We start from the raw sequence: 24,938 nt of genomic DNA on the forward strand, positions 1-24,938 counted from the left end.
TGGATGAACGACGCCCCGATGCAACCCGACTCCCTTGCGCTCGATGTTCTGACCGTGGGCGAGCCCATGGCGCTTTTCATGGCCACCGCCCCGGGCGAGCTGCATGCCGTGGCCGACTACCGCCGCGCGGCGGCTGGCGCCGAACTGAACGTGGCCACCGGCCTGGCGCGGCTGGGCCTGCGCACCGGCTACATCACGCGGCTGGGCGCGGATTCGTTCGGCCGCTTCCTGCAGGGCGAGATGGAGCGCGAGGGCATCGACCGCCGCCATGTCGCCACCGATGCGGCGCACCCCACGGGCTTCATGCTCAAGACCCGCGCCGAAGACGGCAGCGACCCGCAGATCGAATACTTCCGCAAGGGCTCCGCCGCGAGCCGCCTGGGCCTGGCCGATGCGCCGGCGGGCCCGTTCCCGGCGCGCCATCTGCACCTGACCGGCATCACGCCGGCGCTGTCGCCCAGCACGCGCGAGCTGGTCTTCCACCTCGCGCGGCAGGCGCGCGCGGCGGGCGCCACCCTTTCGTTCGACCCCAACCTGCGGCCCCGGCTGTGGCTCTCGCCCGAGGCCATGGCCGAATGCATCAATGCCCTGGCGGCGCTGTGCGACACCGTGCTGCCGGGCCTGGGCGAAGGCCGCACCCTCACGGGGCGCGACACCGCCGAGGGCGTGGCCGATTTCTACCTCGCCCGGGGCGCGCGGCAGGTGGTCGTGAAGCTCGGGCCCGAAGGCGCGTTTTTTGCCCAGCAGGACGGGGTGCGGGGCATCGCGCCCGGCCGGCCGGTGGCGCGCGTGGTGGACACCGTGGGCGCCGGCGACGGCTTCGCGGTGGGCGTCGTCAGCGGCCTGCTCGAAGGGCTGGACCTGGCCCGCGCCGCCGCGCGCGGCAACGCCATCGGCGCGCGGGTGGTGCAGTTTCCGGGCGACTCGGACGGCCTGCCCACGCGGCAGGAGCTGGCCGGCGGGGCCTGACGGCACCCCTTGCGCACCGGAGTGCATCCCGGCGCACAGGAGGCGAAGAAGGCGCAATAGGTTCACAAGCGATTGCTATTAAAAGTATAGCTATACGCCCTAGTACTTATTGCGTTGGAGGCCTTTTTTATGCATGGCCTGTATGGGCCTGCCGTCCGGATCGGCCTGGCGCCTTTCCACTGGCTTTCGGTTGAACGGGCGCCGCCGCCCCTTCACTGCTCCGTGTAGTGGTAGGTCAGCCCGCCATCCACCGAGTGCGTGCCGCCCGTGATGTAGCCCGCATCGTCGCTTGCCAGGAACGCCACCAGCCCCGCCACGTCCTCCGGCACGCCCAGCCGGCCCATGGGAATCTGCGCCTGCAGGGCCTTGAGCTTGGCGGGGTCGTTCAGCAGCTTTTCGTTGATGGGCGTGGCGATGGCGCCCGGCGCCACGTTGTTGATGCGGATCGACAGCGGCGCCAGCTCGCTCGCCAGGTTGCGCGCCAGCATGCGCAGCGCACCCTTGCTCGCGCAGTACGAGGCGAAGTGCGGGAAAGCGATCTCCTCGTGCACCGAGCTGATGTTCACCACGGCGCCGCCGCGCTGCAGCGCGCGGCGGTGGCGCACGAAGGCCTGGGTGGCGAAGAACAGGCCCTTCACGTTCGTGTCCATCACCAGGTCGTAGTCCTCTTCGGTCACGTCCCAGAAATCGGCATGGCGCTCCACGCCGGCGTTGTTGACCAGGATGTCCAGGCCCCCCAGCGCCTCGACCGCGCGCTCGACCAGCCGGGTGGCCGCGCTGGCGGTGCCGATGTCGGCCGGCACATAGACCGCGCGGCGGCCCAGCGCCTGGATCTGCTCGATGAGTTCGCGCGGGCCGCCGTCGGGCTTGCGGCCGTTGAGCACGACGTCGGCACCCTCGCGGGCGAAGCGCAGCGCGATGGCGGCGCCGATGCCCTGGGTGCTGCCGGTGACGAGGGCGGTTTTCTGGGAAAGGCGTGGCATGGGAATGGTCGGTGGGGTGAGGGGTGAAGAAAGGGCTGGCGGGCGGGGCCGCCGGACGATGTGCCATTTCATCCCCGTTGGCCCGCGGGCCGTGTCAGCCAATGGCGCGAGGGCCGGAACGCGGCGGGTTTTTCCCCGCCTCGACCGATGAGCGTCAGCCCAAGCCGAGCGACTTGCGGAGGCTGGAGTCCACCGGACCGGCCGGCAGGAAGCGCCGCAGCTTGCTCAGCAATGACGCCTGTCCCGCCGGCGTGCTTCGCATCCGCCAGCGGCCGAGTGCCGCGTTCACGACCGTACTGGCCACCCCTTGCGGGCCGGGTGCGCTCTTGATGTTCTGGGTGACACCGCGTGTGGCGAGGCCGCGTTCGCGGTCATAGGCCGCGATCTTTTCCCGCGCCTGGGGTGAATTGGTGTCCAGATTGGTTTGGGTATAGGACGGCTGGACCATGGTCACCCGGATACCGAACTGGCGCACCTCGTGATCTAGCGTTTCGGAGAGCCCTTCCACGGCATGTTTGGATGCGCAGTACAAACCCATGTAGGGCGCTGGCAGAAAGCCCAGCACGGAACTGATGTTCACGATGCGGCCGCTGCCTTGTGCGCGCATGTGGGGCAGCACGGCCTGCACCGTGCGCAATATGCCGAAAACGTTGGTGTCGAACAGCGACAGTGCTTCGGCAGGGCTGGTTTCCTCCACGGCGCCGACCAGATTCATGCCAGCGTTGTTCACGAGAACGTCGATTTTTCCGGCCCTGCCGATGATGTCTCTCACGGCGGTTTGAACCGAGGTGTCGCTGCGAATGTCCATCTCGACCAGCTCCACGCCTGCCAGCGGCGCGGCGGCATCGATGTTTCGCACGGTGCCGAAAACCTGGCAGCCCTGGGCGGCGAGTTGTTCTGCGGTGGCCCGTCCGATGCCGGACGAGACCCCTGTGACGAGGGCGATTGTCTGATTTTTCATGGCGATGAGGAGTGATGTCAGTGGTTGTTTCGGTACATGTGTTCACGCGGCCACGGCGGCTGGTGGCCTCTGACCGTCGGGCCGGATTCCGAACCAGATCGAATACATGGCGGGCAGGAAGACCAGCGTCAGAACCGTTCCCGCCAACGTGCCACCAATCAGGGTGTAGGCCAGGGTTCCCCAGAACACCGAATGGGTGAGCGGTATGAACGCCAGGATGGCCGCCAACGCGGTCAGGATGACCGGGCGGGCCCGCTGCACGGTGGCTTCCACCACGGCATGGAACGGACCGAGTCCTTCCTGTTCGTTCTGCTGGATCTGCCCGATGAGGATCAACGTGTTGCGCATCAAAATCCCCGACAGCGCGATCAGCCCGACGAGCGCATTGATGCCGAACGGTTGCTGGAACAGCAGCAGCATGGGCACGACGCCGATCAGGCCCAGCGGGCTTGTGAGGAACACCATCACCATCGCCGACATCGACCGCACCTGCAGGATGATGATCATCAGCGTCACGGCGATCATGATCGGGAACAGCGGGAGCATGGCGGTCATTGCCTTGCCGGACTCTTCGATGGCGCCGGCCTCGTCGATGCGGTAGCCGGCCGGCAGCGCGTCCTTGATCGGCTGCAACTGCCGCGACATCGCTGCGGAAACATCGGGCGGCTGCAGCTCCTCCGCAATGTCGCCCCGAACCGTGATGGTCGGCATGCGGTCGCGGCGCCGCAGGATCGGCTCCTCCATGCGAATGTCGAACTCGCCCAGCTGCGACAGCGGGACGCGCTGGCCCGTCGCGGTGGTGAGCGTGAAGTCCGCCACCTTGGCCGGGTCGAGCCGGTTCGCGCCGGCGGACCGGGCCGTCACCTGGACCGTGCGGATGTCTTCGCGGACCGAGGTCACCGGCACGCCGCTCAGCAGGAACTGCAATTGCTGGGCAACGCTGGCCGATGTCAGGCCGACGGCCTGCAGGCGGTCTTGCTGCAGCTTGAAATGCAGCACAGGGGTGCGCTGGCCCCAGTCCACGTTCACCGTACGCATCATGGGGCTCGATTGCATCGTCTGCTGCACCTGCGATGCGATCACGCGCAGTTGTTCAGGGTCCGGACCCGAGACCCGGTACGCCACCGGGAAGGGCGAGTAGGGCCCGAACACCAGTTGGGTGACGCGAACCCTTGCCTCGGGCGCGAGCCCTTGGGCGATCGCGTCGCGCAGCCGCATCTTGAGGGCTTCGCGCTCGTGCGGGTTGTCGGTGCGAACCACGATCTTGGCGAACGAAGGGTCCGGCAACTCTGGCGAGATCGCCAGGAAGAAACGGGGCGCGCCCTGGCCGACGTAGGCGGTGACGATCTTCGACTCGGGCTGTTTTGCCAGCCAGGCTTCGACTTTCTCCGTGGCGGCGCTGGTCTGGCCGATCGACGTGCCATACGGCATCTGCACTTCCACCAGCACCTCCGGGCGGTCCGAGGTGGGAAAGAACTGCTTCTTCACCAGGCCCATGCCCAGCACGGCCAGCACCATCGCCAACACGACTGCTGCGACCACCAGCCACTTGGCTGCGATGACGCGTTCCAGTCCGCGGCGAAAGCGGGCGTATCGGGGCGTGTTGTACATCGCGGCATGGCCGCCTTCGACCTTTTTCAGCTCGGGCAGCAGCTTCACGCCCAGGTACGGCGTGAACACCACCGCCACGACCCACGAGACGATCAGCGCGATGCCCACGATCCAGAACATGTTGCTGGTGTATTCCCCGGCCGTGGAGCGCGCGAAGCCGTTGGGCATGAAGCCCACCGCGGTGACGAGCGTTCCCGAGAGCATCGGCGCTGCGGTGTGGCTCCAGGCGTAGGCCGATGCGGCCGTGCGGCTGAAGCCTTCCTCCATCTTCACCACCATCATCTCGATCGCGATGATCGCGTCGTCCACCAGCAGGCCCAGGGCGAGGATGAGCGACCCGAGCGTGATGCGGTCGAAGTTCTTGCCGGTGGCGGCCATGATCACGAACACCGCGGCCAGCGTCAGCGGCACCGCGGCCGCCACCACCACGCCGACGCGCCAGCCCATGCTGACGAAGCACACCACCATCACGACCACCAGGGCCGCGAAGAACTTCACCATGAATTCATCGACGGATGCGCTGATGTTGACGGATTGATCGGTCACCTTAGAGAGGGCCATTCCCAGAGGCATCTCGGCGTTGATCGCGGTGACCTCGGTGTCCAGCGATTGGCCCAGGTCGAGGCCGTTCCAGCCGTCGCGCATGATCACGCCCAGCAGCAACGTGGGCTCTCCGCCGTTGCGGATCAGCAGGGTCGATGGGTCTTCGTAGCCGCGCTTGACTGTGGCGATGTCCGAGAGCATCAAGGTGCGGCCCTGCGCGACGATCGGCGTGTTGCGTATCTTCTGCAACCCGTCCAGCGCGCCATCGATGCGGATGAAGACCTGCGGACCCTTCGTCTCCACGGAGCCTGCGGGCGTCAATGCGTTCTGGTGGTTCAGCGCGGTGAAGATGTCCTGCGGGGCGATGCCCAGCGTGGCCAGCCGCTCGTGCGAAAACTCGACATAGATGCGCTCGGACTGCTCGCCGATGATGTTGACCTTCTTCACACCCGGCACATGAAGCAGGCGCTGCCGCAGCGTTTCCGCATTGCGGGCCAGCAGGCGTTGCGGCTCGCCCTGCGCTTTGAGGGCGTAGAGGGCGAACGTGACGTCGGCGTATTCGTCGTTCACCATCGGGCCGATCACGCCGGCCGGAAGGTTCGGGGCTTCGTCGCCGAGCTTTTTCCGCGCCTGGTAGAACTCTTCCTGCACCGCCGACGGCGGGGTGGAGTCCAGCAGCGTCAGCGTGGTGAAGGCCAGCCCCGGGCGGGTGAAGGTTTCCGTGCGGTCGTACCAGCGCAGCTCCTGCAGGCGCTTTTCGAGCTTTTCCGCCACCTGATCCTGCATTTCCTGCGCGGTCGCTCCAGGCCATGCGGAGACGATCGTCATCACCTTGACGGTGAAGGCCGGGTCTTCCGCTCGGCCCAGTTTCAGGAACGAGACCACGCCTGCCAGCGAGATCAGGATGATCAGAAAGAGCGTGATCGAGCGCTCGCGAACCGCCAGCGCGGAAAGGTTGAAGCGGCCCTCACTCACGAACGGCTCCCACCGGCGCAGGCGCCTTCATGGCACCCTGGTCTGCCAGGCGAACCGCCGCGCCGTCGCGCAGCAAGTGGGCGCCGAGCGCCACGATCTTGTCGCCTGCCTGGAGCGAACCCGTGACCTGGGCGCGCTCATCCTCGATGCTCGAGATCGTGACGGGCACGCGAACCACCTGTGTACCCTTGACCCGCCACACGGCAGGCCCCTTTCCTTCGTCGAACACGGCGCTCAGCGGGATCTGCAAGGTCGATATGGCAGGCCGGCTACCGCCGGGAAGACGCACGGTGACGGTGGACCCGAGCGGCGCATGCGCCAAGTTGCCTTCGAGCACGTAGCGTGCTTCGAAGGTGCGGGTCACGCGGTCGGCCGTGTCGGACAACTGGCGGAGCCTGGCATCGACCGGGGCGCCCTCGCTCCCGAAAAGCGTCGCCTGCGCCGTTGATCCCACGGTGGGCCGGAGCGTTTCGGGCACCTGGATGACCGCCTCCCGCTTTCCGGTGCGCGCGATGCGCACCACGACCTGGCCCGCGCCCACGACCTGGCCGGGCTCGGCGAGCGTTTCCATCACCACGCCGTCGGCGTCCGCCACCAGTTCGGCATATCGCGTGGTGTTGCCTGCGATCTCGGCTTGGGCCAGGGCGGCCTTGAGTTGCGCCCTTGCGGAGTCCGCAGCCGCCTTGATCTGGTCGTAGGCGGATGCGGAGATGGCTCCGGTGCCGCGCAAGTCCAGGTAGCGCGCCTCTTCATCGCTCGCCTGCCGGGCGCGGGCCTGGGCCGCAGCCACTGCCTCCTGCTGGGCATTCGCTGCGAGCCGCAGATCAACGGGGTCGATGCGCAGCATCAACTGGCCGCGCTTGACGGTCTGCCCTGCGTCCACGAGCCGCTCCAGTACCTTGCCCGGCACACGGAAGCCGAGATCGCTTTGGACCCGGGCGGCCACGGTGCCCGTGAAAGCCCGCGTGCTCTCATTGCCGGGCGTGACAGCCACGGTGCGCACCAGCGGGGTTTCGTTGCGGGGATCGGGGGCGGGGGTTTTGCCGCACGCGACGAGGGCGATCGGCAGTGCGCACAGCGCGGCGAGGGGCAGGTAACGTTGCCGAAGCATGGGAGTCCTGAGGAATGGATCAGAACTCGATTTTGTTTTTAGTGACCATAATTGTCAATGGTCACTATTGTTTTAAGGCGAAAGGCTTCGCAAGACCAGACTGGACAACTGCCCTGGAGCACGCTCTGCATGGCCCAGGCTGTGCTGCAGCAACAGGGGATTCAGATAGGGGCGCATGACCAGGAAAATGGCATCGACCAATTCATCGAGCGGCGTCTTGCGCTCGAAGTCGCCCGACTGGCGTCCTGCCTCCAGGATCTCCGCCAAAAGCTGCTGAATGCGTTTTTCGTAAGCAACGGCTGATTGCCAATTCTCCCGTGCGGCCGAGGCTGCAATCTCATACAGCTTGCTGTCCTCCGAAAGCAGCCGCAGCGTTGCCTGCACGATCGCCTTGAACATCCGGCGCAATTGCTCGGGTGGGCGTTCGCCCTTGGCGACTGCCTGGCGGATCTCGGCCTCGATCTCGGCCAGGCAGTTGGCGCAGATCATTTCGCCGATCACCTGCTTGGACTCGAAGAATTTATAGACATACGCCTTGGAAAAGCCGATGGCCTTGGCCAGGTCGGAAACGGTCGTCTTCTCATAGCCGTATCGGCTGAAGTGTTCTTTGGCAGCAGTGACGATTTGTGCCCGCACGTCGTGGTCGACGGGGCCGCGGGTGGCGATCGGTAGGGCGGAGGAGGTGCTCATGGGGCACAGCTTACCCGCATGGAAAAATCCGCACAATAAGTGACTAATTGAGTATATAGTCACTAAATCAAAGTCCACCGATCTCGCCATGTTTCGCACTCGCCCTGTCCTATTGACCCTTGTCGCCGCGCTGTCCGCCGGGTGTGCGGTCGGCCCCGATTACGTGCGGCCCGTGCCGGCCATGCCTGATGCCTACCAGGGCGACCGCGGGCCCGCCTGGCAAAACCGTGGAGCTGCCCTTGCGGATGCGGACCTCGCCCTATGGTGGCCGGCATTCGGTGATCCGCAACTCACCCGTTTCGTTGCGCTGGCCCTGGAGCAGAACCTGGAGCTTTCCCAGGCGTCGGCCCGTGTGCTCCAGGCCAGGGCCGGGCTGCAGGCTGCGGGTGCCGCTTTGGCACCCACGGTCGGCGTCGCGGCACAGGCATCGAGGGCCTACCAGTCGGTCGAAACCCCGCTGGGGCAGGTGCTGAACTCGGCCCCCGGCTTCGACCGCTACGGCAGCGCGTACGAGGCCAACCTGTCCGCCAGCTGGGAACTGGATTTCTTCGGTGGCCTGGAGCGCGGGCGTCAAGCGGCACGGGCCGAGTTCGAGGGTTCGCAGGCGGGAGCGGCCGCCGTGCGGCTGGCGGTGGCTGCCCAGACCGCCGACGTCTACCTCATGGTGCGTGGCCTGCAGGCGCGCATCGAGGTGGCGCGAAGGCAGGTGCAGACGCAGCAAAGGCTGTTGTCCATGATCGAGCTGCGATTCAACAAGGGCCTGGCGGCGGAACTGCAATTGCGCCAGGCCGAAGGGGCGCTCGTGCGGGCGAAGGCGTCGATTCCCGTGCTGCAGGCAGCCCAGGAAGCCGCCATGAACGCAATGGACGTGATGCTGGGAACCCACCCCGGCACCCACCGCGCCGAGTTGTCCGCTCCCCGGCCCTTGCCCGCTCTGCCGCAGATCGCATCCGGCGGCGCGCCGGGCGACTTGCTGCGCCGCCGTCCCGACCTGATCGCCGCCGAGCGGCAACTGGCCGCCCGCAGCGCACGCATCGGCGTTGCCGTGGCCGAGTACTACCCGAAGGTCTCGCTCGGCGGCCTGCTGGGCAGCGCCACTTCCATTTCCAGCGGTCACCTCTTCACCGGCGGGGCGGCACAGGCCGGCGCCACCGTCGGTCTGCGCTGGCGGCTGTTCGACTTTGGCCGCATCGATGCACAGATCCGTTTTGCCGAGGCACAGGAAGCCGAGGCACTGGCCGGCTATCGCCACGCCGTGCTGCGCGCGACCGAAGAGGTGGAAAACGCACTGTCCTCGTTCCAGCGCCGGCAGGAGCAGGCCGACCTGTTGGCGGCGGCTGCCGACTCGCTAACGCGGGTGAGGGCCGCTTCTGCGGCCGCTTTCGACAAGGGCGTCGTCAGCCTGATCGAAGTGTTGCAGGCTGATGAAGCCTTGCTCGGCGTGCTGGACGGGCAGGCCCAGGCGCAAACGGAGTCAGCGCGTTCGGCTGTTGCCATCTTCAAGGCGTTGGGCGGCGGTTGGGCGCCGGAGAACGCGTCGGCGCCCAACCGCCCGCAAGACCCCGCAGCACCCCCGGCCGCCCTTTCTGGCCTTTCGCTCGTTCCAGCCGATCAATCCCTTCGCCTCGCCGATGCGGCGCAGCCCGCTGCGCCGGCCCGTGTGGGCGCTGAGCGGCGCTGAGCCGCTTGCATTCCCGTGCCTTTGAAGGCTTTGATTTTCTCCTCCCTCACCACAGGACTTGCCATGTCGAACACGAAAGCCAATCCACCCCGTCATCTCGCCCGCCAGATGCTGGCTGCTGTCGCGGTCATTGCCACCCTGGCCGCCTCGCTCGCGCTGCCTGCGCATGCCCAGAACACCCCGGGCGAGACCGCGGAAAAGGAAGGCCCCCTCACGCGCGCAGAGGTGATTGCCGACTTCGCGCTGTGGCGGCGTGCGGGCGTGGACCGCTACGACGTGCTGGCGCACTCCTATGGCCTGGAGAAAGAGGCGTACCACGCCGCATACCAGGAATACCTGCGCTTGCGCAGCAGCGACCAGTTCCAGCTGGAAGTGCAGAAGGCGTTGAACAAGTGATCGGGGCGGCTCGTGGCCGGATCGCCCGGGTCCGTCTCATCGGGATTGATGCAACCAGCCCAGCCCGGCGGTGGTGCCCCCCGGGCCCAGGCCCCGCGCGGGACGGTATTCGCAGCCAATCCAGCCACGGTAGCCCAGTTCGTCCAGCAACTGGAACAGGTAGGGGTAGTGGACTTCGCCCACATCCGGCTCGTGCCGCTCGGGCACGCCCGCGATCTGGATGTGCCCCACCCGGCCCGTGGGCACGTACCGGCGGATCTGGGTGGCCAGGTCGCCTTCCACGATCTGGCAGTGGTACAGGTCCATCTGCACCTGGACGTTCGGCGCGCCGATCTCGGCCAGCAGCGCATGGGCCTCGTCCTGGCGGTTCAAAAAGTAGCCGGGCATGTCCCGCCCATTGATGGGTTCGATGAGGATCTGCAGCCCGTGCGGCGCGGCCAGCTCGGCCGCCAGGCGCAGGTTGGCTACATAGGTGGCGCGCACTTCGCCCCGCGTGCGGCCGGCCGGCAGCAGCCCCGCCATCACGTGGATGCGCGGCGACCGCAGCGCTTGCGCGTAATCGATCGCCTGCACCATGCCGGCGCGAAATTCCGCCTCGCGCCCTGGCACGCAGGCCATGCCGCGCTCGCCTGCGTCCCACTGGCCCGGCGGTGCGTTGAACAGCACCTGTTCGAGGCCGTGGGCCTGCAGGCGCGCTGCCAGTTCGGCAGGCGGGTGGGCGTAGGGAAAGAGAAACTCCACCGCCTGGAAGCCATCGCGTGCCGCCGCGGCGAAGCGGTCGAGGAAATCGAACTCCGGGTAGAGCAGGGACAGGTTGGCGGCAAAGCGGGGCATGTGAAATGAACAGGCTTTCTGGCGCGGGGGAGAGGTGCGAGTGTTTGGGCGCTGAGTCAACCGGTCTGCGATCTTTGTCGAGCGGTTTCGAAGCGCCGTTCTTTGATGGGTGCCCAATGTTTCTTTTTTGTCATATTTTTGAAATGATTTTTGGATTCCACCGCAATAAGGCCAAGGCGTAAAAATAAATACGTCAGTTCATATTTTTGTTACGTTATTTTCGATCAGGGTAATGCCCTTGAAGTGGCCTTGTCTAATCGATGCATTGTCATTATTGGTGGCTATGATCGCGGCCTCTAATCACAGCGATTACGCCGATAGGGCCTGCTCACATGACACGCCGCGTCACGATCCAAACGCCATTGGGAGAACAGCTGCAGTTTCGCCGCCTGCAGGGCAAGGAAGCGCTCTCCGAACTGTTCTCGCTGGATGTGGACCTGCTGAGCGAGAGCAAATCCATCGACCCCAAGGCGTTGCTCGGCAAGCACGCCAGCGTGGAAGTGGAGACCGAAGGCGGCGGCCGGCGCTACCTGGACGGCATCGTCACCCGCTTCGGCCTGCAAGGCGAAGACCACCGGTATTACTCTTACCGCCTGCGCCTGCAGCCCTGGCTGTGGCTGGCCACGCGCAAGAGCGACTTCCGGATCTTCCAGAACAAGACCGTCCCCGACATCATTGAAGAGGTGCTCGGCAAATACGGCCACCCCCTGCAAAAGCGGCTCACGCGGGCGTATCGCAGCTGGGATTACTGCGTGCAGTACGGCGAGACCGACTGCGCCTTCGTCTCGCGCCTCATGGAACATGAAGGCATCTACTACTACCACCAGCACAGCGCCGGCCAGCACATCCTGACCCTGGCCGACGACATCGTCGCCTCGCACAGCCCGCTGCCCGGGGCTGCCGTCATCCCCTTTTACCCGCCCGAGAAGGCCGCCGTCGCCGACAAGGAGAACATCCACGCCTGGGAACTGCACCAGGCCATCCACTCCGGGCGGCACTACAACGACGACTACGACTTCAAGAAACCGCGCGCCGACCTGTCCAACATGCGCCAGACCCCGCCGGGCCACGCGCACGACAGCCACGAAATCTACGAATGGCCGGGCGGCTACACCGAGTTCGGCGACGGCGAAGCCTATGCCCGCGTGCGGCTGCAGGAAAGCCTCACCGGGCACAGCACCGTGCGGGGCCAGTCGCGCCACCGGGCGCTCGCCCCGGGCTATACCTTCACGCTGGAGAACTACCCGCGCGAGGACCAGAACCAGCAATACCTGCTCACCGGCCTCGAATACCACTTCAAGGAAAACCCCCAGGTCAGCGCCGCAGCGCCCGGCCCCAAGGGCACGGCGCAGGAAGAAGGCTCGTTCCAGCGATTCACCCTGGTGGCCCAGCCCACCAGCGTGCCCTACACCCCCGCGCGCACCACCCCCAAACCCAGGACCACCGGCCCGCAGACCGCCGTCGTCGTCGGCCCGCCGGGCGAGGAGATCTGGCCCGACCAGTACGGCCGCGTCAAGGTGCAGTTCCACTGGGACCGCGTGGGCGCCATGAACGAGAACTCCAGTTGCTGGGTGCGGGTATCGAGCAGCTGGGCCGGCTCCGGCTTCGGGGCCATGTTCATCCCGCGCATCAATATGGAAGTCGTGGTCGACTTCCTCAACGGCGACCCCGACTACCCCCTCATCACCGGCTGCGTGTACAACGCCGACAACATGCCGCCGTGGGCGCTGCCGGCCAACGCCACGCAGTCGGGCATCAAGACCAAATCGAGCAAGGGCGGGGCCTTCGGCGACGGGTTGAAGAACGGCGCGGGGGATGCCAACGCCATCCGCTTCGAGGACAAGGCCGGCGCCGAGCAGCTGTGGCTGCATGCGCAGAAGGACCAGCTCACCGAGGTCGAGAACGACGAAGACAAGTGGGTGGGCAATGATCGGCGCAAGACCATCGACCGGGACGAGACCAACGTCATCCACCGCGACCGCACCGAGACCGTGGACCGCGATGAAACCATCACCGTGCACAACAACCGCACCGAGCGGGTGGACCACAACGAGAAGATCAGCATCGGCGACAACCGCAATGAAGACGTCGGCATCGACGAGACGGTGAGCATCGGCAACAACCGCAGCAAGACCATCGGCCGCAACGAGAAGGACAAGATCGGCAACAACTGGTCGATCAAGGTCGGCAGCTTCAAGACCGAGACCGTCGGCCTGGCCTACCTGCAGAACGTGGGGCTGGCCAAGATGATGAACATCGGCGCGGCCTACAACGTGAACGTGGGCGCGGCCATGGTGGTCAACGTGGGGTTGACGCAGAGTACCAACGTGCTGATGAGCCGCTCGGTCACGGTGGGGCAGAGCCAGACCAGCAAGGTGGGCAAGGACCGCACCGACAGCACCTCCGACAACTACACCGAGAGCGTGGGCAAGAACGCCGCCACGACAGTCGGCGAGGTGCGCACGCTGTCGGTCGGCAAGGAAATGTCCGTGACCGTGGGCGATGCCATCGAGATCAAGTGCGGCAAGGCCGTGCTGCGCATGACCAGCGACGGCACCGTGCAGATCAACGGGCAGACCATCAACGTGGCCGGCAGCTCCAGCGTGACCGTCGCGTCGCCGAACACCAACGTCAACCCCACCTGACCGGAGTCCGCATGGCGCTCGCACAACCGTCCTCCGTCGATCCTTCGCTTTCTCCTTCGCCCTCGCAGGGCGATCGCGCAGGCGCGGCCCCACCCGTCACGATGTGCCAGGCCACGGTGCGTGCGCAGGCCGGGCTGGACGCCTACAGCGTGGCATGCGGCGCGGAAACCTTGGAGGCCGGCGTGGGCGTGATGCTGCCTGCGCTCGTGCCGGGCGATGAGGTGCTGCTGGCCCGCACTGATGCGGGCCGAGCCGTCATCACCGCCGTGCTGGTGCCTTGTGCCGCCGTGCCATGGAGCGACCGGTCCATCCGTTTGCAGTCGCATGACTCCATCACGCTCTCGTCCGGCGCCGCGACGCTGCGGCTGACGGCCGAGGGGCTGGCCCGCATCGTTGCCCTCACCATCGAGCACGACGCGCGCGACCTGGTGGACATCGACGCCGCCGAAGTCCGGATCAACTGAGCGGCGGCCGCCGTCCGTTTCAGAGATGGACCTGCACCGCCTCCACATGGCCATGGATTGCCTGCGACAGCGTGTGGCGCCACGTCAGCGCGAAGTGGCCGTGCTCGGGCTCGATGGTCACGGTGTCGAAATGCGGGGACACGGTATGGCTCTTGCCGTCCGCCGTCCAGGAAACGTGGGGACGGATGTCGGGCAGGGTGATTTGCGACGGGCCCTGGGCACTCAAGTGGACCCACTGGATCGATGTGCCGGGCTTCACTTGGGCAGGAGAAAACTGCATCCTCGGATGCGCGCAGTTCCAGGCCGCCGGGTCGAACGATTGCGGCATCCGCCCCACGATGCCCGGCACCTGCCACTCCGCCGGCCCATAGCTGCCCAGCAGTTTTCGCCGCGGCAACCAGGTGCGGCCGAAACACCCGAACCCTGCGGGCGAGGGCGTATCGCTCGCTGCGTGAATCAACTCGTCCGGCCATTCGATCCGGGGCAGCGGCAAACCATCGGGCGGCAGCCCGGCGCTGAAGCCCAGGCCCGTGGGGTTGGCGGGGGCGAAGGCCTGCGCATCGGCAGGGTCCTGCCCGCCGTAGGCCAGGTGATAGGCCACGGGTACGTGCAGCGCGGGTGCCTGCTCCACCGCCACCGGAAACAAGCCCAGTCGCTTGCGCCACACACGCTCGCCAAAAACGCGCACCACCCGCGCCTCGCGGCCCACCGTCACGCCCGCATCGAACGCGGCGACGGGCTTGCCGCCGGGCGCGTAGGCCACCGCGTTGACGATGACATCCACCCGCGGCTTGAAGGGCACCAGGTCGCTTTCGAAGCGCACCACGCCCTCCATGCCCTGTGCATCGAAGAACTGGTCGCCACGCAGGATCGGCAAGCCCGTGCCGTGCGGCGCCACCCGATTGCGAAAGTCCAGCGTGGCCTTGACGACCACGGTCTTTTGCAGCCCGCCATCTGGCCCGTAGCCCGGAAGGATTTCCGCGGCGAAGGGCGTCAAATTTTCCAGCATCGTATGCATCCTTTTTGCTTTCGACCTTGCCATGCGCCGGCCCCGGGGGGGCAGGCGTGAGTGTGACCCGTCTTCCCCTGGCGCGCGCCATCGACATCCCGGTCATGCGCGCATTGCCCCTGCGCATGGCGCGTTCGCTGGTCACGCAGTACTGGCGCCGCACCCACATGCTCACGCTGCCCGCACACCGGCTGGAGGCCCTGGCGGTGTTCGACGACAGCATCGTTCAGTGCCTGGCCTCGCTCAAGCTGCATCTGGCCCATGCGCCCGCGATGGAGTCGGATTTTCACGCGGAAATCGCCGCCGCAGGGCACGAATTGCAGCAGGAAGGCCCCGCCGTCTTTGCCCACGCCTGCATCGAGGTCCTCAAGCTGCAGCTGGGCCGGCCCGCAGATGTGGCCCCCGACCTCTGGAACGGCCATCTGCAAGCTCACCCCGCCGCGGTCTTCCATGCCTTGCGATTCGCTTTTGATGACGCCGTGGCCAGCTATCTCGCGCCGCGCGCAGGCCAGGCGGTTCAGCAGCAGCACCTGTCGCTGGTGCGCCTTCTGATGCGGCTCGCCATCGCGCGGCCCGCGGTGTCCGATGCCTATGCCGATGCCATGGCGGCCCTGGCCGAGCCCCTGCCCGGCGGCTTGGCGAACCTTTGCCGTTGGCGTTGCGTGGCCCGCGCCGACGAGGCCAAGGCGTTGCGGGCCTTGGAGCAAGGGGAAGACGCCGAAGCGGGCCTGGTCTCCCTCGCCCTCATGGGCAGCCCGCACGAAACCCCGGCCGCCAAGGCAATGCTGGCGCGCTGGCCCGACTCCCCGGTGGCGGTGGCCCTTTGCGCGGCGCGCGCCGGGCACGATCTGGCCGTTGCCTTGCGGGAAGGCCGCTTTCCCGCCATGGCCTGGACGCAGCAGCTGTATGCCGCCGCCCTGGTCGGCGATGGCCCCTTGCTGCGCCATCTTGCCGCGCACACGCTGTGGGACGACGAACTCGCATGCCGGGCACTGGCCGACAGCGTGGCATTGCTGGCGGGCGTTCCCTGCGATGGGCTGTTCGACCGCGCCCGCCCGGCCGGCGACCGCGCCCAGTGGGCGGACGCGGCCCTGGCCGCACTGCCCAGCGCCGGCCCGCCCCTGCGAATCGGCAAGCCGCGGCAATCGGTCGTGCTGGAAGAGGCCGCCGCAGGCGTGGGCGCACCGCTGCGCCGCCTGCTGTACATCGAACATGTCTCCCGCATGAGCGGCGCGCTGTGGATCGAGGCCGATGACCTGGCCGGCGTGCAGGCGCTGGCGCTTCAGACGGCCTCCGTGTTCGAGCGGGCCGTCTTTGCCAGGAGCGCGCCATGACGCCGCTCACCATTGCAGCCACCGGCGCCTGCACGCCCATCGGCACGCGGGCCTGGCAGACCGGCAGCGCCGTGGCCAGCCGCTTTGCGGCCTTCACCCGCCACCCCGTCACGGGCCACATCGATCACCAGGCCACGGTGTCGCGCGTGCAGGCCATCGAGGCCGACTGCACCGGCATCGATCGGCTGGTCCGGCTGGCCGCACCGGCCCTGCACGAGGCGCTGCAAGGCCCCACCACCGCACCCGCCGCGGCATGGCCGATGGTCCGGCCCATCCCGGTCTTCATCGCGCTGCCGGAGCCACTGCCTGAGCTGCGGGGCGCCATCGATGCCCAGCGATTCGCGCTGGAGCTGCCGCGCGCGCTCGACGTGGCACCCGAGTTCCTGCCGCTCATGCTCTACACGGGCGGGGCGGTGGCCGGGGCGGATGCGCTGGCTGCGGCATACCGTTTCATGCAGGAACACCCCAGCGTGCCCGAGGTGGTTTGCGGCGGCGTGGACAGCGGGGTGGACCCGGCCACCATCAATGTCTTCCACCAACGGCGCTGGCTCCGGGTGAAAGGCCACACGGAGGGGTTCATCGCCTCCGAAGGGGCCGCGTTCGTGCGGCTGGCGCGCCAGCCCTGTGCGGCGAACTACGTCACCGTGTTCCCGCCCGCGTTTGCGCAGGAGCCGGCCTCCCGGGTGGGTAGTGAGGCCATCCTGGACGGCGCTGCCCTCATCGGTGCGGCGGCCCAGGCCTTGAAGGCCGCGAACCTTCCCGCACAGGCGCTGCAGTCGTACTGGAGCGACATGGACGGAAGCCCGTGGCGAGGCAGCGAGCTCATGAACCTGAGCGCCCATCTGGCTGCGCAGAACGGCCATCCCGCCATGCACGATCCCGCCGCGTTCCTGGGCGAAGTCGGCGCCGCCTGGGTGCCTTTGCTGCTGAGCCTGCTGCACGAGATGCGCCAGGGCTTGCACCACCCGCACAGGCCCGTGGCGCTGAGCGGCCACGCGGGCCTGCAGAGCGTGACCGGACTGGGCACGCGCGTGGCCGCCTGGGTCGCCACTTGGAACCACACCCGCGCACCGATGCCATTCCCATCCACCCGCAACCGCGAAGCTGCCTGACCCATGGCCACTTACGTCAACGACCGCCGGGCGATCCATGAGGGGCGCAGCCCGGCCATGATTCCCGGGCCCATCAACCCCGTCTTCCCCAAGCCCAACGGACCGCCGGTTCCGATCCTCAACATGGCCCACGGGCCGGGCCTCAAAAACGGCACGGCCACCCTCAAGATCGACGGCAAGCCCGTCTCCGTGGCCGGTAGCCGGTTCGAATCCATTCCCGCCACGCCCGACCGGCTGGGCGGCATCGCCGGCGTGCGCTCCACCGTCGTGGGCGGCGCGGCCGAGCCCACCAGCTACAGCAGCGACACCAAGTTCGAAGGCAAGGGCAGCGTCCGCTCGTTCGACACGACCAAATCCAACTCCCTCGTCATCAACCCTGGCTGGGCCATGCGCCTGGCCATGAAGGCGCTGCCCGGCCCCTACGACCAGCTGGCCCAGAAAGTCATCGAAAAGCTCCCCGGCGCCTTCGGTGACCAGTTGAGCGCGCTGGGCGAGTCGCTCGCCGACCCGAGCGTGCTGATCGGCCCCGCGCTCAAGCTGGTGGGCAAGCTCATTCCCGGCGTCAATCTGGTGGTGGGCGGTGCCGCCATGGCCGAATCCGCCATGCAGATCGCAGAGTTGGCCCAGGAGGTGCAGGACCTGCTCACGCCGCCCCTGACCGACGAGAAGATCGACCAGATCGCCGATGTGATCGCCAATGGCGTGGCGGCCATCACCATCGGCTTCGTGCTCGGCAAGATCGTGAAGCGCGCCAAGTCCAAGATCAATGCGGTTGCCAGCCGGCAGGACAGCCAGAACACCCCCAACACGCAGGCCAAGATCGTCGATGACGTGCACGTCGGCGCACCGGGCGGCGCCACCTGCGAACTCGGCACCTGCCACCCGGTCATCTTCGCCACCGGCGTCAAGATCCTGTCGGAAACCGACTTTGCCTTGCCCGGCCTGCTGCCGCTGGAATGGCGGCGCTTTTACCGCTCGGCCGACCGGCGCCCCGGCTGGCTGGGCTGGGGGTGGAGCACGCCCTTGAGTATCGAGCTGGCCCTGGTCCACAGCCATGTGCACTACTACGATGCCCGGGGCCGCAGGGTGCAGTTGCCGCCGCTCTCGCCCGGGCAGAGCCACTTCGACGAGCGAGAAAAGATCACGCTGCAGCGCCACGAAGACGGGCGCTACAGCGTCGAGGCCACCGATGGCCTGCGGCACGAGTTCGCCAAGCCCGTGCCCGGCCAGTGGCGCCTGCCCTTGGCGCGGGTGCGCGACCGCCACGGCAATGCCATCACGCTGCATTACCCCGCCTATGACGAAACCGGCTTGGACGGCATTGCGCCGCGCCCCACCGGCCTCACCGACAGCGCCGGGCGCGAGTTGCACTTCGGCTGGACCGATGCTGGCCTGCTGGCCGAGGTGCGCCTCGCGCCCCGCACCCTCGATGGCGTGCAGCACCAGGGCGGGGTGCTGGTGCGTTATGCCTACGACAGCGCGGGCAACCTGGAGGGCGACAAGGGTGGCAAGGGCAATAGCCAGGCCAACCTCGCCAGCGCCACCGATGCGCAGGGCGGCACCACGGCGTACCGCTACGAGAACCACCTCATGGTGGCCTACACCACCAAGAACGGCTTCACCCACCACCAGCAGTGGAGCCGGCTGGACGCGGGTGCTCGCGTGGTGCGCACCTGGACCGACACCCCCGGCCTGCTGGACACCCGCTTCGAATACGACCTGGGGATGCGCACCACCCATGTCACCGATGCCCTGGGCCGGCGCACCAGCTACCACTACAACGCGCACAACGAAGTCGTTGCCGTCACGGAAGCCGGACCGGACGGCCAATCTGTACGCACAGAAACGCAGATGGACCGCGCCGGCAACCCCGAGGCCAGCACCGACGCCCTGGGCCGCAGCACCCGCTGGCAATGGGACGCCCGTGGCAACCTGACCGCCGTCACCGACGCGGCCGGCGCCACCACGCGGCTGCGCTACAACGCGCAGAATTTGCCGACCGAGATCACCGACGCCCTGGGCCATGTGTGGCGCAACGACTACGACGCGCGCGGCGACCTGCGCGAGCACACCGACGCCCTGGGCCACGCCACCCGCTACCAATACGACCCGCGCGGCCTGCCCGTTGCCATCGAGGACGCCCACGGCAAGACCCGGCATCTGCAATGGGATGCGGCCGGCCAACTGGTGGCCTACACCGACTGCTCGGGCCGCACCACCCGCTACCAGTACGACATCCTGGGCAACCTGGCCGCCAGCATCGATGCCCTGGGCCAGACCACGCGCTACCAGCACGACGCGCTGGGCCAGTTGCGCATCGTCACCGAAGCCGACGGGGCGGAGCACCGCTACGACCACGACGCGCAAGGCAACCTGACCGCCTACACCGACCCCAAAGGCGCCATCACCCGCTACGCGTACAACGGCTTGGACCAGCCCGTGGAGCGCCAGGACCCGCAGGGCCAAAGCCTGCGCTACCGCTACGACGCGGTGGGGCGGCTCGTGGCGCTGCAAAACGAGAACGGCGCCTGGTACCAGTTCCACTACGACGCGGCTGACAACCTGGTGCAGGAGATCGGCTTTGATGGCCGCATCCAGCGCTACCGGTACAACGCGGCGGGCGAGTTGACCGAGCTGCACGAACGCGACGCCGCGCAGCCGCCGGACACGCCGTACGACATGGCGCCCGATGCGCCATTGCCCAAGCGCACGCACTTCCAGCGCGACCGGCTGGGCCGGCTGCTGGCCAAGGTCCACAGCAATGGAGAGGCGGCCAGCTACGCCTACGACCTGCTGGGCCGCATGGTCGGCTGCGCCAACGGGCAGGCCCAAGTTCGATTCGCCTACGACCCACTGTCGCAACTGGTCGAGGAAACGCAGGTCCATCTGGGCGATGCCCCGGCAGACAGTGCGCAGGCGCAGGCGGATCGGCACTTCACCTTCCGCCACGCCTACGACGCCCTGGGCAACCGAATCGCCAGCGTGCTGCCCAGCGGCAAGAACGTGCAATGGCTGTACTACGGCTCCGGGCACCTGCACCAGATCCGGGTGGATGGCCACACGATCAGCGACATGGAGCGCGACGCGCTGCACCAGGAGATATCGCGCACACAAGGGGCGTTGACCAGCCGCTACGGCCTCGATCCCATGGGCCGGCTGGTGGCGCACAAAGTGAGCCGGGAAGCCGCCCTGAAAACGCTGCCCGGCGCGGCCACGGAAGCGTCGCTGCGGGACCGGGACCCACCATCCGCCATGTCCGGCCCACCGGGCCTGTCCGACCTGCTGGCCCGCCTGCCGCACCTGCCATCAGGCCATCGCATCGCGCGGCACTACCAGTACGACCGGGGCGGCAACCTCACGGCCACGCAGGACAGCCTGCGGGGGGCCAGCGAATACCGCTACGACGCGCTGGGCCGCATCCTGTCGGCGCACAAGGGCACGCGAAGCACGGCGCAAGGTACGCAGCAGGGGGAAGACCGCGAGCAATTCACGTTCGACCCGGCCGGCAACCTGCTCAACCCGAACCGGGGCGGCGAGCAAAGCGCCGGCGGCGTGAGCCACGAGCGGGAGAAGGTGCCCACGAACCGCCTCACCGTGTACCAGGACCTGCGGTTCACCTACGACCTGCATGGCAACGTCGTGCAGCGGTTGGTGGGCTGGCACACGGTGCAAAACTACCGCTACAGCGCGGAGCACCAGATCGTGGAGGCCACCGTCACGCGCTACCGGGACCGGCCCGCACTGCAATCGGTGCCGGCTGCCGGCCAGGGCCAAACCGAGCCTGCCGCCACCGTGCAGACCATGCGCTACCGCTACGACGCGCTGGGGCGGCGCATCGACAAGACGGACGCCTTCGGCAAGACCCGGTTCGTCTATGACGGCGATCTGCTTGCAGGGGAGATGCGGGGCAGCAAGGTCAGCGAGTACCTGTACGAGCCGGACAGCTTCGTGCCGCTGGCCAAGCTGGAGTCGGAGGCGAAGCAGGCTACAGCGCAAGAAGTACTAGGGCAGATTGCTATAAAAGATATAGCGATCGAAAGTGCATCAGAAAAAACCGAAGCCAAAGACTTCGCCATCTACTACTACCAGTGCGACCAGATCGGAGCGCCGCAGGAGTTGACGGACGAGGCGGGGCGGATCGTGTGGGCGGCCAGCTACAAGGTGTGGGGGCAGGCGCAGGCGCTGCAGATGCTTCGCACGGGCACCGATGGGGAAGCTGCGGTGTTCGCGGCCAATGAAAGACCGCTGGCGTTGGCGGCCAGCGGAGAGGTCCAGAGCCTCAACTTGGTGGAGCAGCCGCTCCGGTTCCAAGGGCAGTACTTCGATGGGGAAACGGGGCTGCATTACAACCGGGCTCGTTACTATGATCCAGTAACAGGCCGATTCATTCATCAAGATCCTATTGGTTTGTTTGGAGGAGAAAACTTATATGGGTATGGTCTAAACCCATTTGACTGGATTGATCCAGAGGGTCTGAGCACCCATCGCAACCGGATGAATAAGCAGGTGGGCAAAGCTCCTAAACACCAGACCCACCATATGATCCCTCAGGAAATGTTCAAGAAATTTCCAATATTAAAATGCATTGACAAAAATCATTTGGATAATTTGATTAATTTGCCAAAAACAGCGGGGAAGTATGATGGTAAAAAGGGAAAATATTTTGGAAAATCTACCCACAATACAAATCACGTTAGATATTCAAAGGCAATAGAAGCCTCTGTAGCGAGAGTCGCCGCACAAGCTGGCAATTGTCCTAAGAAACTTTCGGCTGCGTTGGGAGATATGCAAAAATTAATACGAGCAGAACTGAAAAATGGTACGCCTATCATGAATTCTGAAGGGGCGAGTTTTTCACAATGGGATAAAATTTTGCGAACTGGAGGTTTTTAAATGATTTCTGATGATATTTTTCCACCTGAGGTAAGAGAAGTCATTGATTTTGTTAAATCAGGACCAATTCTTCAAAGTTCTTATCGAGGTGAAATTTCGATTGATGAGATGTATTTTGACATTAAGGCTGCGCTCAAAAATTATACCAATCAGGATGTTAAGCCTCCTAAGTATTTTTTAACAGATATCACAGAAGATGCGTCAGGAGATATTCCGGCAGTAATGGGTGATGAGAGGCTCATGGATTTAAAATATAAGCTAATTGAGTATGAGGAGCAGGAGGATTTTTATCAAATTCTGTTAGATCGTTGTAATTTTTTAAAAAATGAAATACAAATCAAACCTAAAGACATCGAATTAATTGCTGATGCAATGAGCGGAAATTTATATCTCTGCGCAGAGTCTAGGTTGTTGATTCCAGGAGCTCATCTGTATTTCGAGCGATTGTTTGAAGTTCATAAATTACAAGGATTTCCATGCGGTTGGAAGGGGGGTAAAAAATGGCAAAAAGGAGATTTTTTGATTTATTCTCGCCCGATTATTGGATAATTTATTTTGAGTTGATCGACGAAACGGAGAAACTGCCAAGGCAGCGATGAGAGCGCAGGCGGCGTGAGCCACGAGCGGGAAAAAGTGCCCACCAACCGCCTCACCGTGTACCAGGACCTGCGGTTCACCTACGACCTGCATGGCAACGTCGTGCAACGGCTGGTGGGCTGGCACACGGTGCAAAACTACCGCTACAGCGCGGAGCACCAGATCGTGGAGGCCACCGTCACGCGCTACCGGGAGCGTCCCGCGCTGCAATCGGTGCCTGCTGCCGGCCAGGGCCAAACCGAGCCTGCCGCCACCGTGCAGACCACGCGCTACCGCTACGACGCACTGGGGCGGCGCATCGACAAGACGGACGCCTTCGGCAAGACCCGGTTCGTCTATGACGGCGATCTGCTTGCCGGGGAGATGCGGGGCAGCAAGGTCAGCGAGTACCTGTACGAGCCGGACAGCTTCGTGCCGCTGGCCAAGCTGGAGTCAGAGGCGAAACAGGCTCCAGCGCAAATACCACTAGGGCAGGTTGCTGCAAAAGATATAGCGATCGAAAGTGAATCGGAAAAAGCGGCCCAGGCCAAAGACTTCGCCGTCTATTACTACCAGTGCGACCAGATCGGAGCGCCGCAGGAGTTGACAGACGAGGCGGGGCGGATCGTGTGGGCGGCCAGCTACAAGGTGTGGGGGCAGACGCAGGCGCTGCAGATGCTTCGCACGGGGACGGGCACCGATGGGGAGGCGGCGGTGTTCGCGGCCAATGAAAGACCGCTGGCATTGGCGGCCAGCGGAGAGGTCCAGAGCATCAATCTGGTGGAGCAGCCGCTCCGGTTCCAAGGGCAGTATTTTGATGGGGAAACGGGGCTGCATTACAACCGCTTCCGGTACTACGATCCGGTGACGGGGCGGTTCATTCATCAGGACCCTATTGATCTGGAAGGCGGCCTTAATAGCTTTTTATATGCGAATAATCCTCTGGAATGGATTGATCCTGTAGGGCTGCAAAGAAAGAGAAAGAGAAGCACAACAAAAACCTGTGGTTGTTCTCTCCCTTGCATCACGATTGACAGTAGTAAATATCCGGAAACAGCCCAGCACGTTAAAGACGCGATAGCGGCAGGTCATCCAGATGAGGTGACAATTGATCGCCCAGGCGCAAAGGCGCGACGTAAAGCATCTCTTAAAGGAATAAAAACAAAAGTTAATAAAGATCGTGACGAATACCCTCCGGCAATGTTTAAGGAGGGTGGGGCTGGGGCTGATGTCAAGCATATTGATCCCTGTGATAACAGAGGCGCGGGCTCATGCATGGGCCACCAGTGTAAGAAATATCCGGATGGAACAAAGGTGAAAATAAAGGTGAAATGATGCAATTTAAGAATGTTGAAAAACTCGTTAAAATTAGCACCTCCAGCTCTAGCGCTTTATGTGATTTGGAATTTCTGAGGGATTTTAAAATTCTAGAGCCAATGGTTAAGGAATTGAGTTATTTCTTAAGTAAAATTAATGGAGGATATGCGTTTGAATCAGCTTTGCATATTATGGGCTCCGGATTGAAAAGAACTGACTGGTCAATTGAGGAGTGGAATGACCCTTTGCTCTGGAGAGATGCTTATAAATCTCTAAATCCCAAAGGTTTGGTTTTTGCAGAAGATTTGTTTGGAATCCAATTTTTAGCTTCTGAAGAAGGAGTTTCTTCTTTTGATCCTGAAACCGGGGAATTGGAGTTGATTTCAAAGACGGTTGATGGGTGGGTGAAAGAAGTCCTGGATGACTATGATTTTTATACTGGCCACTCTCTTGCAAATGAGTGGCAAAAAATAAATGGCCCATTGCCTGATAAATTTCGCTTGATACCTAAAATGCCATTTGTTTTTGGAGGTGAGTTTGAAGTTGAAAATTTGTATGCGGCTGAGGCGGTTACGGCGATGCGGTCGCGAGCTTCCATTGCATTACAGATAAAAGACCTGCCGAATGATGAAAAAATTAAATTTCAATTTGAATAGTGATTTTCGCATGTCTGGCATATTCTTTGTAATTTTGTGGGCAGATCAAGAGGCATGAGATTGGCTGGTGCTGCGAAAGTATTATAAGTGGCATTGCATTTCTTAGTGAAAACAAGGTGAAAGATGTAAAGACTGCAGGGTGATTTTCTGCAGTGGGAGGTTTGAAAACCAATGACGG

General features: G+C 64.6%; 17 protein-coding genes and 1 pseudogene. 11 read left to right on the forward strand and 7 right to left on the reverse strand.

Annotated features, from left to right (window positions below):
* Positions 1 to 3: 3 nt before the first annotated feature.
* The gene (locus tag M5C98_RS05280) at positions 4 to 969 is read left to right on the forward strand and encodes a sugar kinase (RefSeq protein ID WP_272551418.1); all 966 of its coding nucleotides are present in this window, start codon (positions 4 to 6) and stop codon (positions 967 to 969) included.
* 212 nt (positions 970 to 1,181) lie between these two features.
* Here the strand turns inward: M5C98_RS05280 and M5C98_RS05285 are convergent, their stop codons facing one another.
* From M5C98_RS05285 to M5C98_RS05305, 5 genes are all read right to left on the reverse strand, one after another.
* On the reverse strand, positions 1,182 to 1,952 hold the full coding sequence (locus M5C98_RS05285) for an SDR family NAD(P)-dependent oxidoreductase (protein ID WP_272551419.1): 771 nt from the start codon (positions 1,950 to 1,952) through the stop codon (positions 1,182 to 1,184).
* A 154-nt stretch (positions 1,953 to 2,106) separates the two neighbouring features.
* Positions 2,107 to 2,913 (reverse strand): oxidoreductase, encoded by an 807-nt coding sequence (locus M5C98_RS05290; RefSeq protein WP_272551420.1) that lies wholly within the window; start codon positions 2,911 to 2,913, stop codon positions 2,107 to 2,109.
* A 42-nt stretch (positions 2,914 to 2,955) separates the two neighbouring features.
* On the reverse strand, positions 2,956 to 6,042 hold the full coding sequence (locus M5C98_RS05295) for an efflux RND transporter permease subunit (protein ID WP_272551421.1): 3,087 nt from the start codon (positions 6,040 to 6,042) through the stop codon (positions 2,956 to 2,958).
* Complete coding sequence (locus M5C98_RS05300; RefSeq protein ID WP_272551422.1) at positions 6,035 to 7,153, reverse strand: efflux RND transporter periplasmic adaptor subunit; 1,119 nt, start codon at positions 7,151 to 7,153, stop codon at positions 6,035 to 6,037. Before M5C98_RS05300 ends, M5C98_RS05295 begins: the two co-directional genes overlap by 8 nt.
* A gap of 72 nt (positions 7,154 to 7,225) precedes the next feature.
* The gene (locus M5C98_RS05305; RefSeq protein WP_272551423.1) at positions 7,226 to 7,843 is read right to left on the reverse strand and encodes a TetR/AcrR family transcriptional regulator; all 618 of its coding nucleotides are present in this window, start codon (positions 7,841 to 7,843) and stop codon (positions 7,226 to 7,228) included.
* 88 nt (positions 7,844 to 7,931) lie between these two features.
* Here M5C98_RS05305 and M5C98_RS05310 point away from each other — a divergent pair, with 88 nt between their 5' ends.
* Positions 7,932 to 9,524, forward strand: a complete 1,593-nt coding sequence (locus tag M5C98_RS05310; protein WP_272551424.1) for an efflux transporter outer membrane subunit — start codon at positions 7,932 to 7,934, stop codon at positions 9,522 to 9,524.
* Between the two features lie 63 nt (positions 9,525 to 9,587).
* Positions 9,588 to 9,920, forward strand: coding sequence for a DUF4148 domain-containing protein (locus M5C98_RS05315; RefSeq protein WP_272551425.1), 333 nt, complete (start codon positions 9,588 to 9,590; stop codon positions 9,918 to 9,920).
* A 36-nt stretch (positions 9,921 to 9,956) separates the two neighbouring features.
* Here the strand turns inward: M5C98_RS05315 and otnI are convergent, their stop codons facing one another.
* A complete protein-coding gene (otnI, locus tag M5C98_RS05320; protein WP_272551426.1) occupies positions 9,957 to 10,754 on the reverse strand; it encodes a 2-oxo-tetronate isomerase in 798 nt (265 codons plus the stop codon).
* A gap of 332 nt (positions 10,755 to 11,086) precedes the next feature.
* Between otnI and M5C98_RS05325 the strand changes: the two genes are divergently transcribed.
* Positions 11,087 to 13,399: a type VI secretion system Vgr family protein gene (locus M5C98_RS05325; RefSeq protein ID WP_272551427.1), complete on the forward strand. Its 2,313-nt coding sequence runs from the start codon at positions 11,087 to 11,089 to the stop codon at positions 13,397 to 13,399.
* Between the two features lie 11 nt (positions 13,400 to 13,410).
* Positions 13,411 to 13,863 (forward strand): hypothetical protein, encoded by a 453-nt coding sequence (locus M5C98_RS05330; RefSeq protein WP_272551429.1) that lies wholly within the window; start codon positions 13,411 to 13,413, stop codon positions 13,861 to 13,863.
* A gap of 19 nt (positions 13,864 to 13,882) precedes the next feature.
* Here the strand turns inward: M5C98_RS05330 and M5C98_RS05335 are convergent, their stop codons facing one another.
* Positions 13,883 to 14,872, reverse strand: a complete 990-nt coding sequence (locus M5C98_RS05335) for a DUF2169 family type VI secretion system accessory protein (protein WP_272551430.1) — start codon at positions 14,870 to 14,872, stop codon at positions 13,883 to 13,885.
* Between the two features lie 62 nt (positions 14,873 to 14,934).
* Between M5C98_RS05335 and M5C98_RS05340 the strand changes: the two genes are divergently transcribed.
* From M5C98_RS05340 to M5C98_RS05365, 6 genes and pseudogenes are all read left to right on the forward strand, one after another.
* Positions 14,935 to 16,206, forward strand: coding sequence for a hypothetical protein (locus tag M5C98_RS05340; RefSeq protein ID WP_272551431.1), 1,272 nt, complete (start codon positions 14,935 to 14,937; stop codon positions 16,204 to 16,206).
* Positions 16,203 to 17,318: a 3-oxoacyl-ACP synthase gene (locus tag M5C98_RS05345; RefSeq protein WP_272551433.1), complete on the forward strand. Its 1,116-nt coding sequence runs from the start codon at positions 16,203 to 16,205 to the stop codon at positions 17,316 to 17,318. Before M5C98_RS05340 ends, M5C98_RS05345 begins: the two co-directional genes overlap by 4 nt.
* A gap of 3 nt (positions 17,319 to 17,321) precedes the next feature.
* Positions 17,322 to 22,211 (forward strand): RHS repeat-associated core domain-containing protein, encoded by a 4,890-nt coding sequence (locus M5C98_RS05350; protein ID WP_272551435.1) that lies wholly within the window; start codon positions 17,322 to 17,324, stop codon positions 22,209 to 22,211.
* The gene (locus M5C98_RS05355; RefSeq protein WP_272551436.1) at positions 22,212 to 22,760 is read left to right on the forward strand and encodes a hypothetical protein; all 549 of its coding nucleotides are present in this window, start codon (positions 22,212 to 22,214) and stop codon (positions 22,758 to 22,760) included.
* 594 nt (positions 22,761 to 23,354) lie between these two features.
* Positions 23,355 to 24,122 (forward strand): annotated as a pseudogene (locus tag M5C98_RS24760) (RHS repeat-associated core domain-containing protein); the annotation flags it as partial.
* Complete coding sequence (locus M5C98_RS05365; RefSeq protein ID WP_272551438.1) at positions 24,122 to 24,760, forward strand: SMI1/KNR4 family protein; 639 nt, start codon at positions 24,122 to 24,124, stop codon at positions 24,758 to 24,760. The pseudogene M5C98_RS24760 and the gene M5C98_RS05365, both read left to right, overlap by 1 nt.
* Positions 24,761 to 24,938: the final 178 nt, after the last annotated feature.

The sequence above is a fragment of the Acidovorax sp. NCPPB 3576 genome, assembly GCF_028473605.1.
Taxonomy (GTDB): domain Bacteria; phylum Pseudomonadota; class Gammaproteobacteria; order Burkholderiales; family Burkholderiaceae_C; genus Paracidovorax.

Bases quoted from the DNA above. Each gene is read 5' to 3' on its own strand.
- M5C98_RS05345 (WP_272551433.1), top strand. From the start codon at position 16,203: ATGACGCCGCTCACCATTGCAGCCACCGGCGCCTGCACGCCCATCGGC.
- M5C98_RS05365 (WP_272551438.1), top strand. From the start codon at position 24,122: ATGCAATTTAAGAATGTTGAAAAACTCGTTAAAATTAGCACCTCCAGC.
- M5C98_RS05310 (WP_272551424.1), top strand. From the start codon at position 7,932: ATGTTTCGCACTCGCCCTGTCCTATTGACCCTTGTCGCCGCGCTGTCC.
- M5C98_RS05300 (WP_272551422.1), bottom strand. From the start codon at position 7,153: ATGCTTCGGCAACGTTACCTGCCCCTCGCCGCGCTGTGCGCACTGCCG.
- M5C98_RS05315 (WP_272551425.1), top strand. From the start codon at position 9,588: ATGTCGAACACGAAAGCCAATCCACCCCGTCATCTCGCCCGCCAGATG.
- M5C98_RS05325 (WP_272551427.1), top strand. From the start codon at position 11,087: ATGACACGCCGCGTCACGATCCAAACGCCATTGGGAGAACAGCTGCAG.
- otnI (WP_272551426.1), bottom strand. From the start codon at position 10,754: ATGCCCCGCTTTGCCGCCAACCTGTCCCTGCTCTACCCGGAGTTCGAT.
- M5C98_RS05280 (WP_272551418.1), top strand. From the start codon at position 4: ATGAACGACGCCCCGATGCAACCCGACTCCCTTGCGCTCGATGTTCTG.
- M5C98_RS05355 (WP_272551436.1), top strand. From the start codon at position 22,212: ATGATTTCTGATGATATTTTTCCACCTGAGGTAAGAGAAGTCATTGAT.
- M5C98_RS05335 (WP_272551430.1), bottom strand. From the start codon at position 14,872: ATGCTGGAAAATTTGACGCCCTTCGCCGCGGAAATCCTTCCGGGCTAC.
- M5C98_RS05305 (WP_272551423.1), bottom strand. From the start codon at position 7,843: ATGAGCACCTCCTCCGCCCTACCGATCGCCACCCGCGGCCCCGTCGAC.
- M5C98_RS05350 (WP_272551435.1), top strand. From the start codon at position 17,322: ATGGCCACTTACGTCAACGACCGCCGGGCGATCCATGAGGGGCGCAGC.
- M5C98_RS05290 (WP_272551420.1), bottom strand. From the start codon at position 2,913: ATGAAAAATCAGACAATCGCCCTCGTCACAGGGGTCTCGTCCGGCATC.
- M5C98_RS05330 (WP_272551429.1), top strand. From the start codon at position 13,411: ATGGCGCTCGCACAACCGTCCTCCGTCGATCCTTCGCTTTCTCCTTCG.
- M5C98_RS05285 (WP_272551419.1), bottom strand. From the start codon at position 1,952: ATGCCACGCCTTTCCCAGAAAACCGCCCTCGTCACCGGCAGCACCCAG.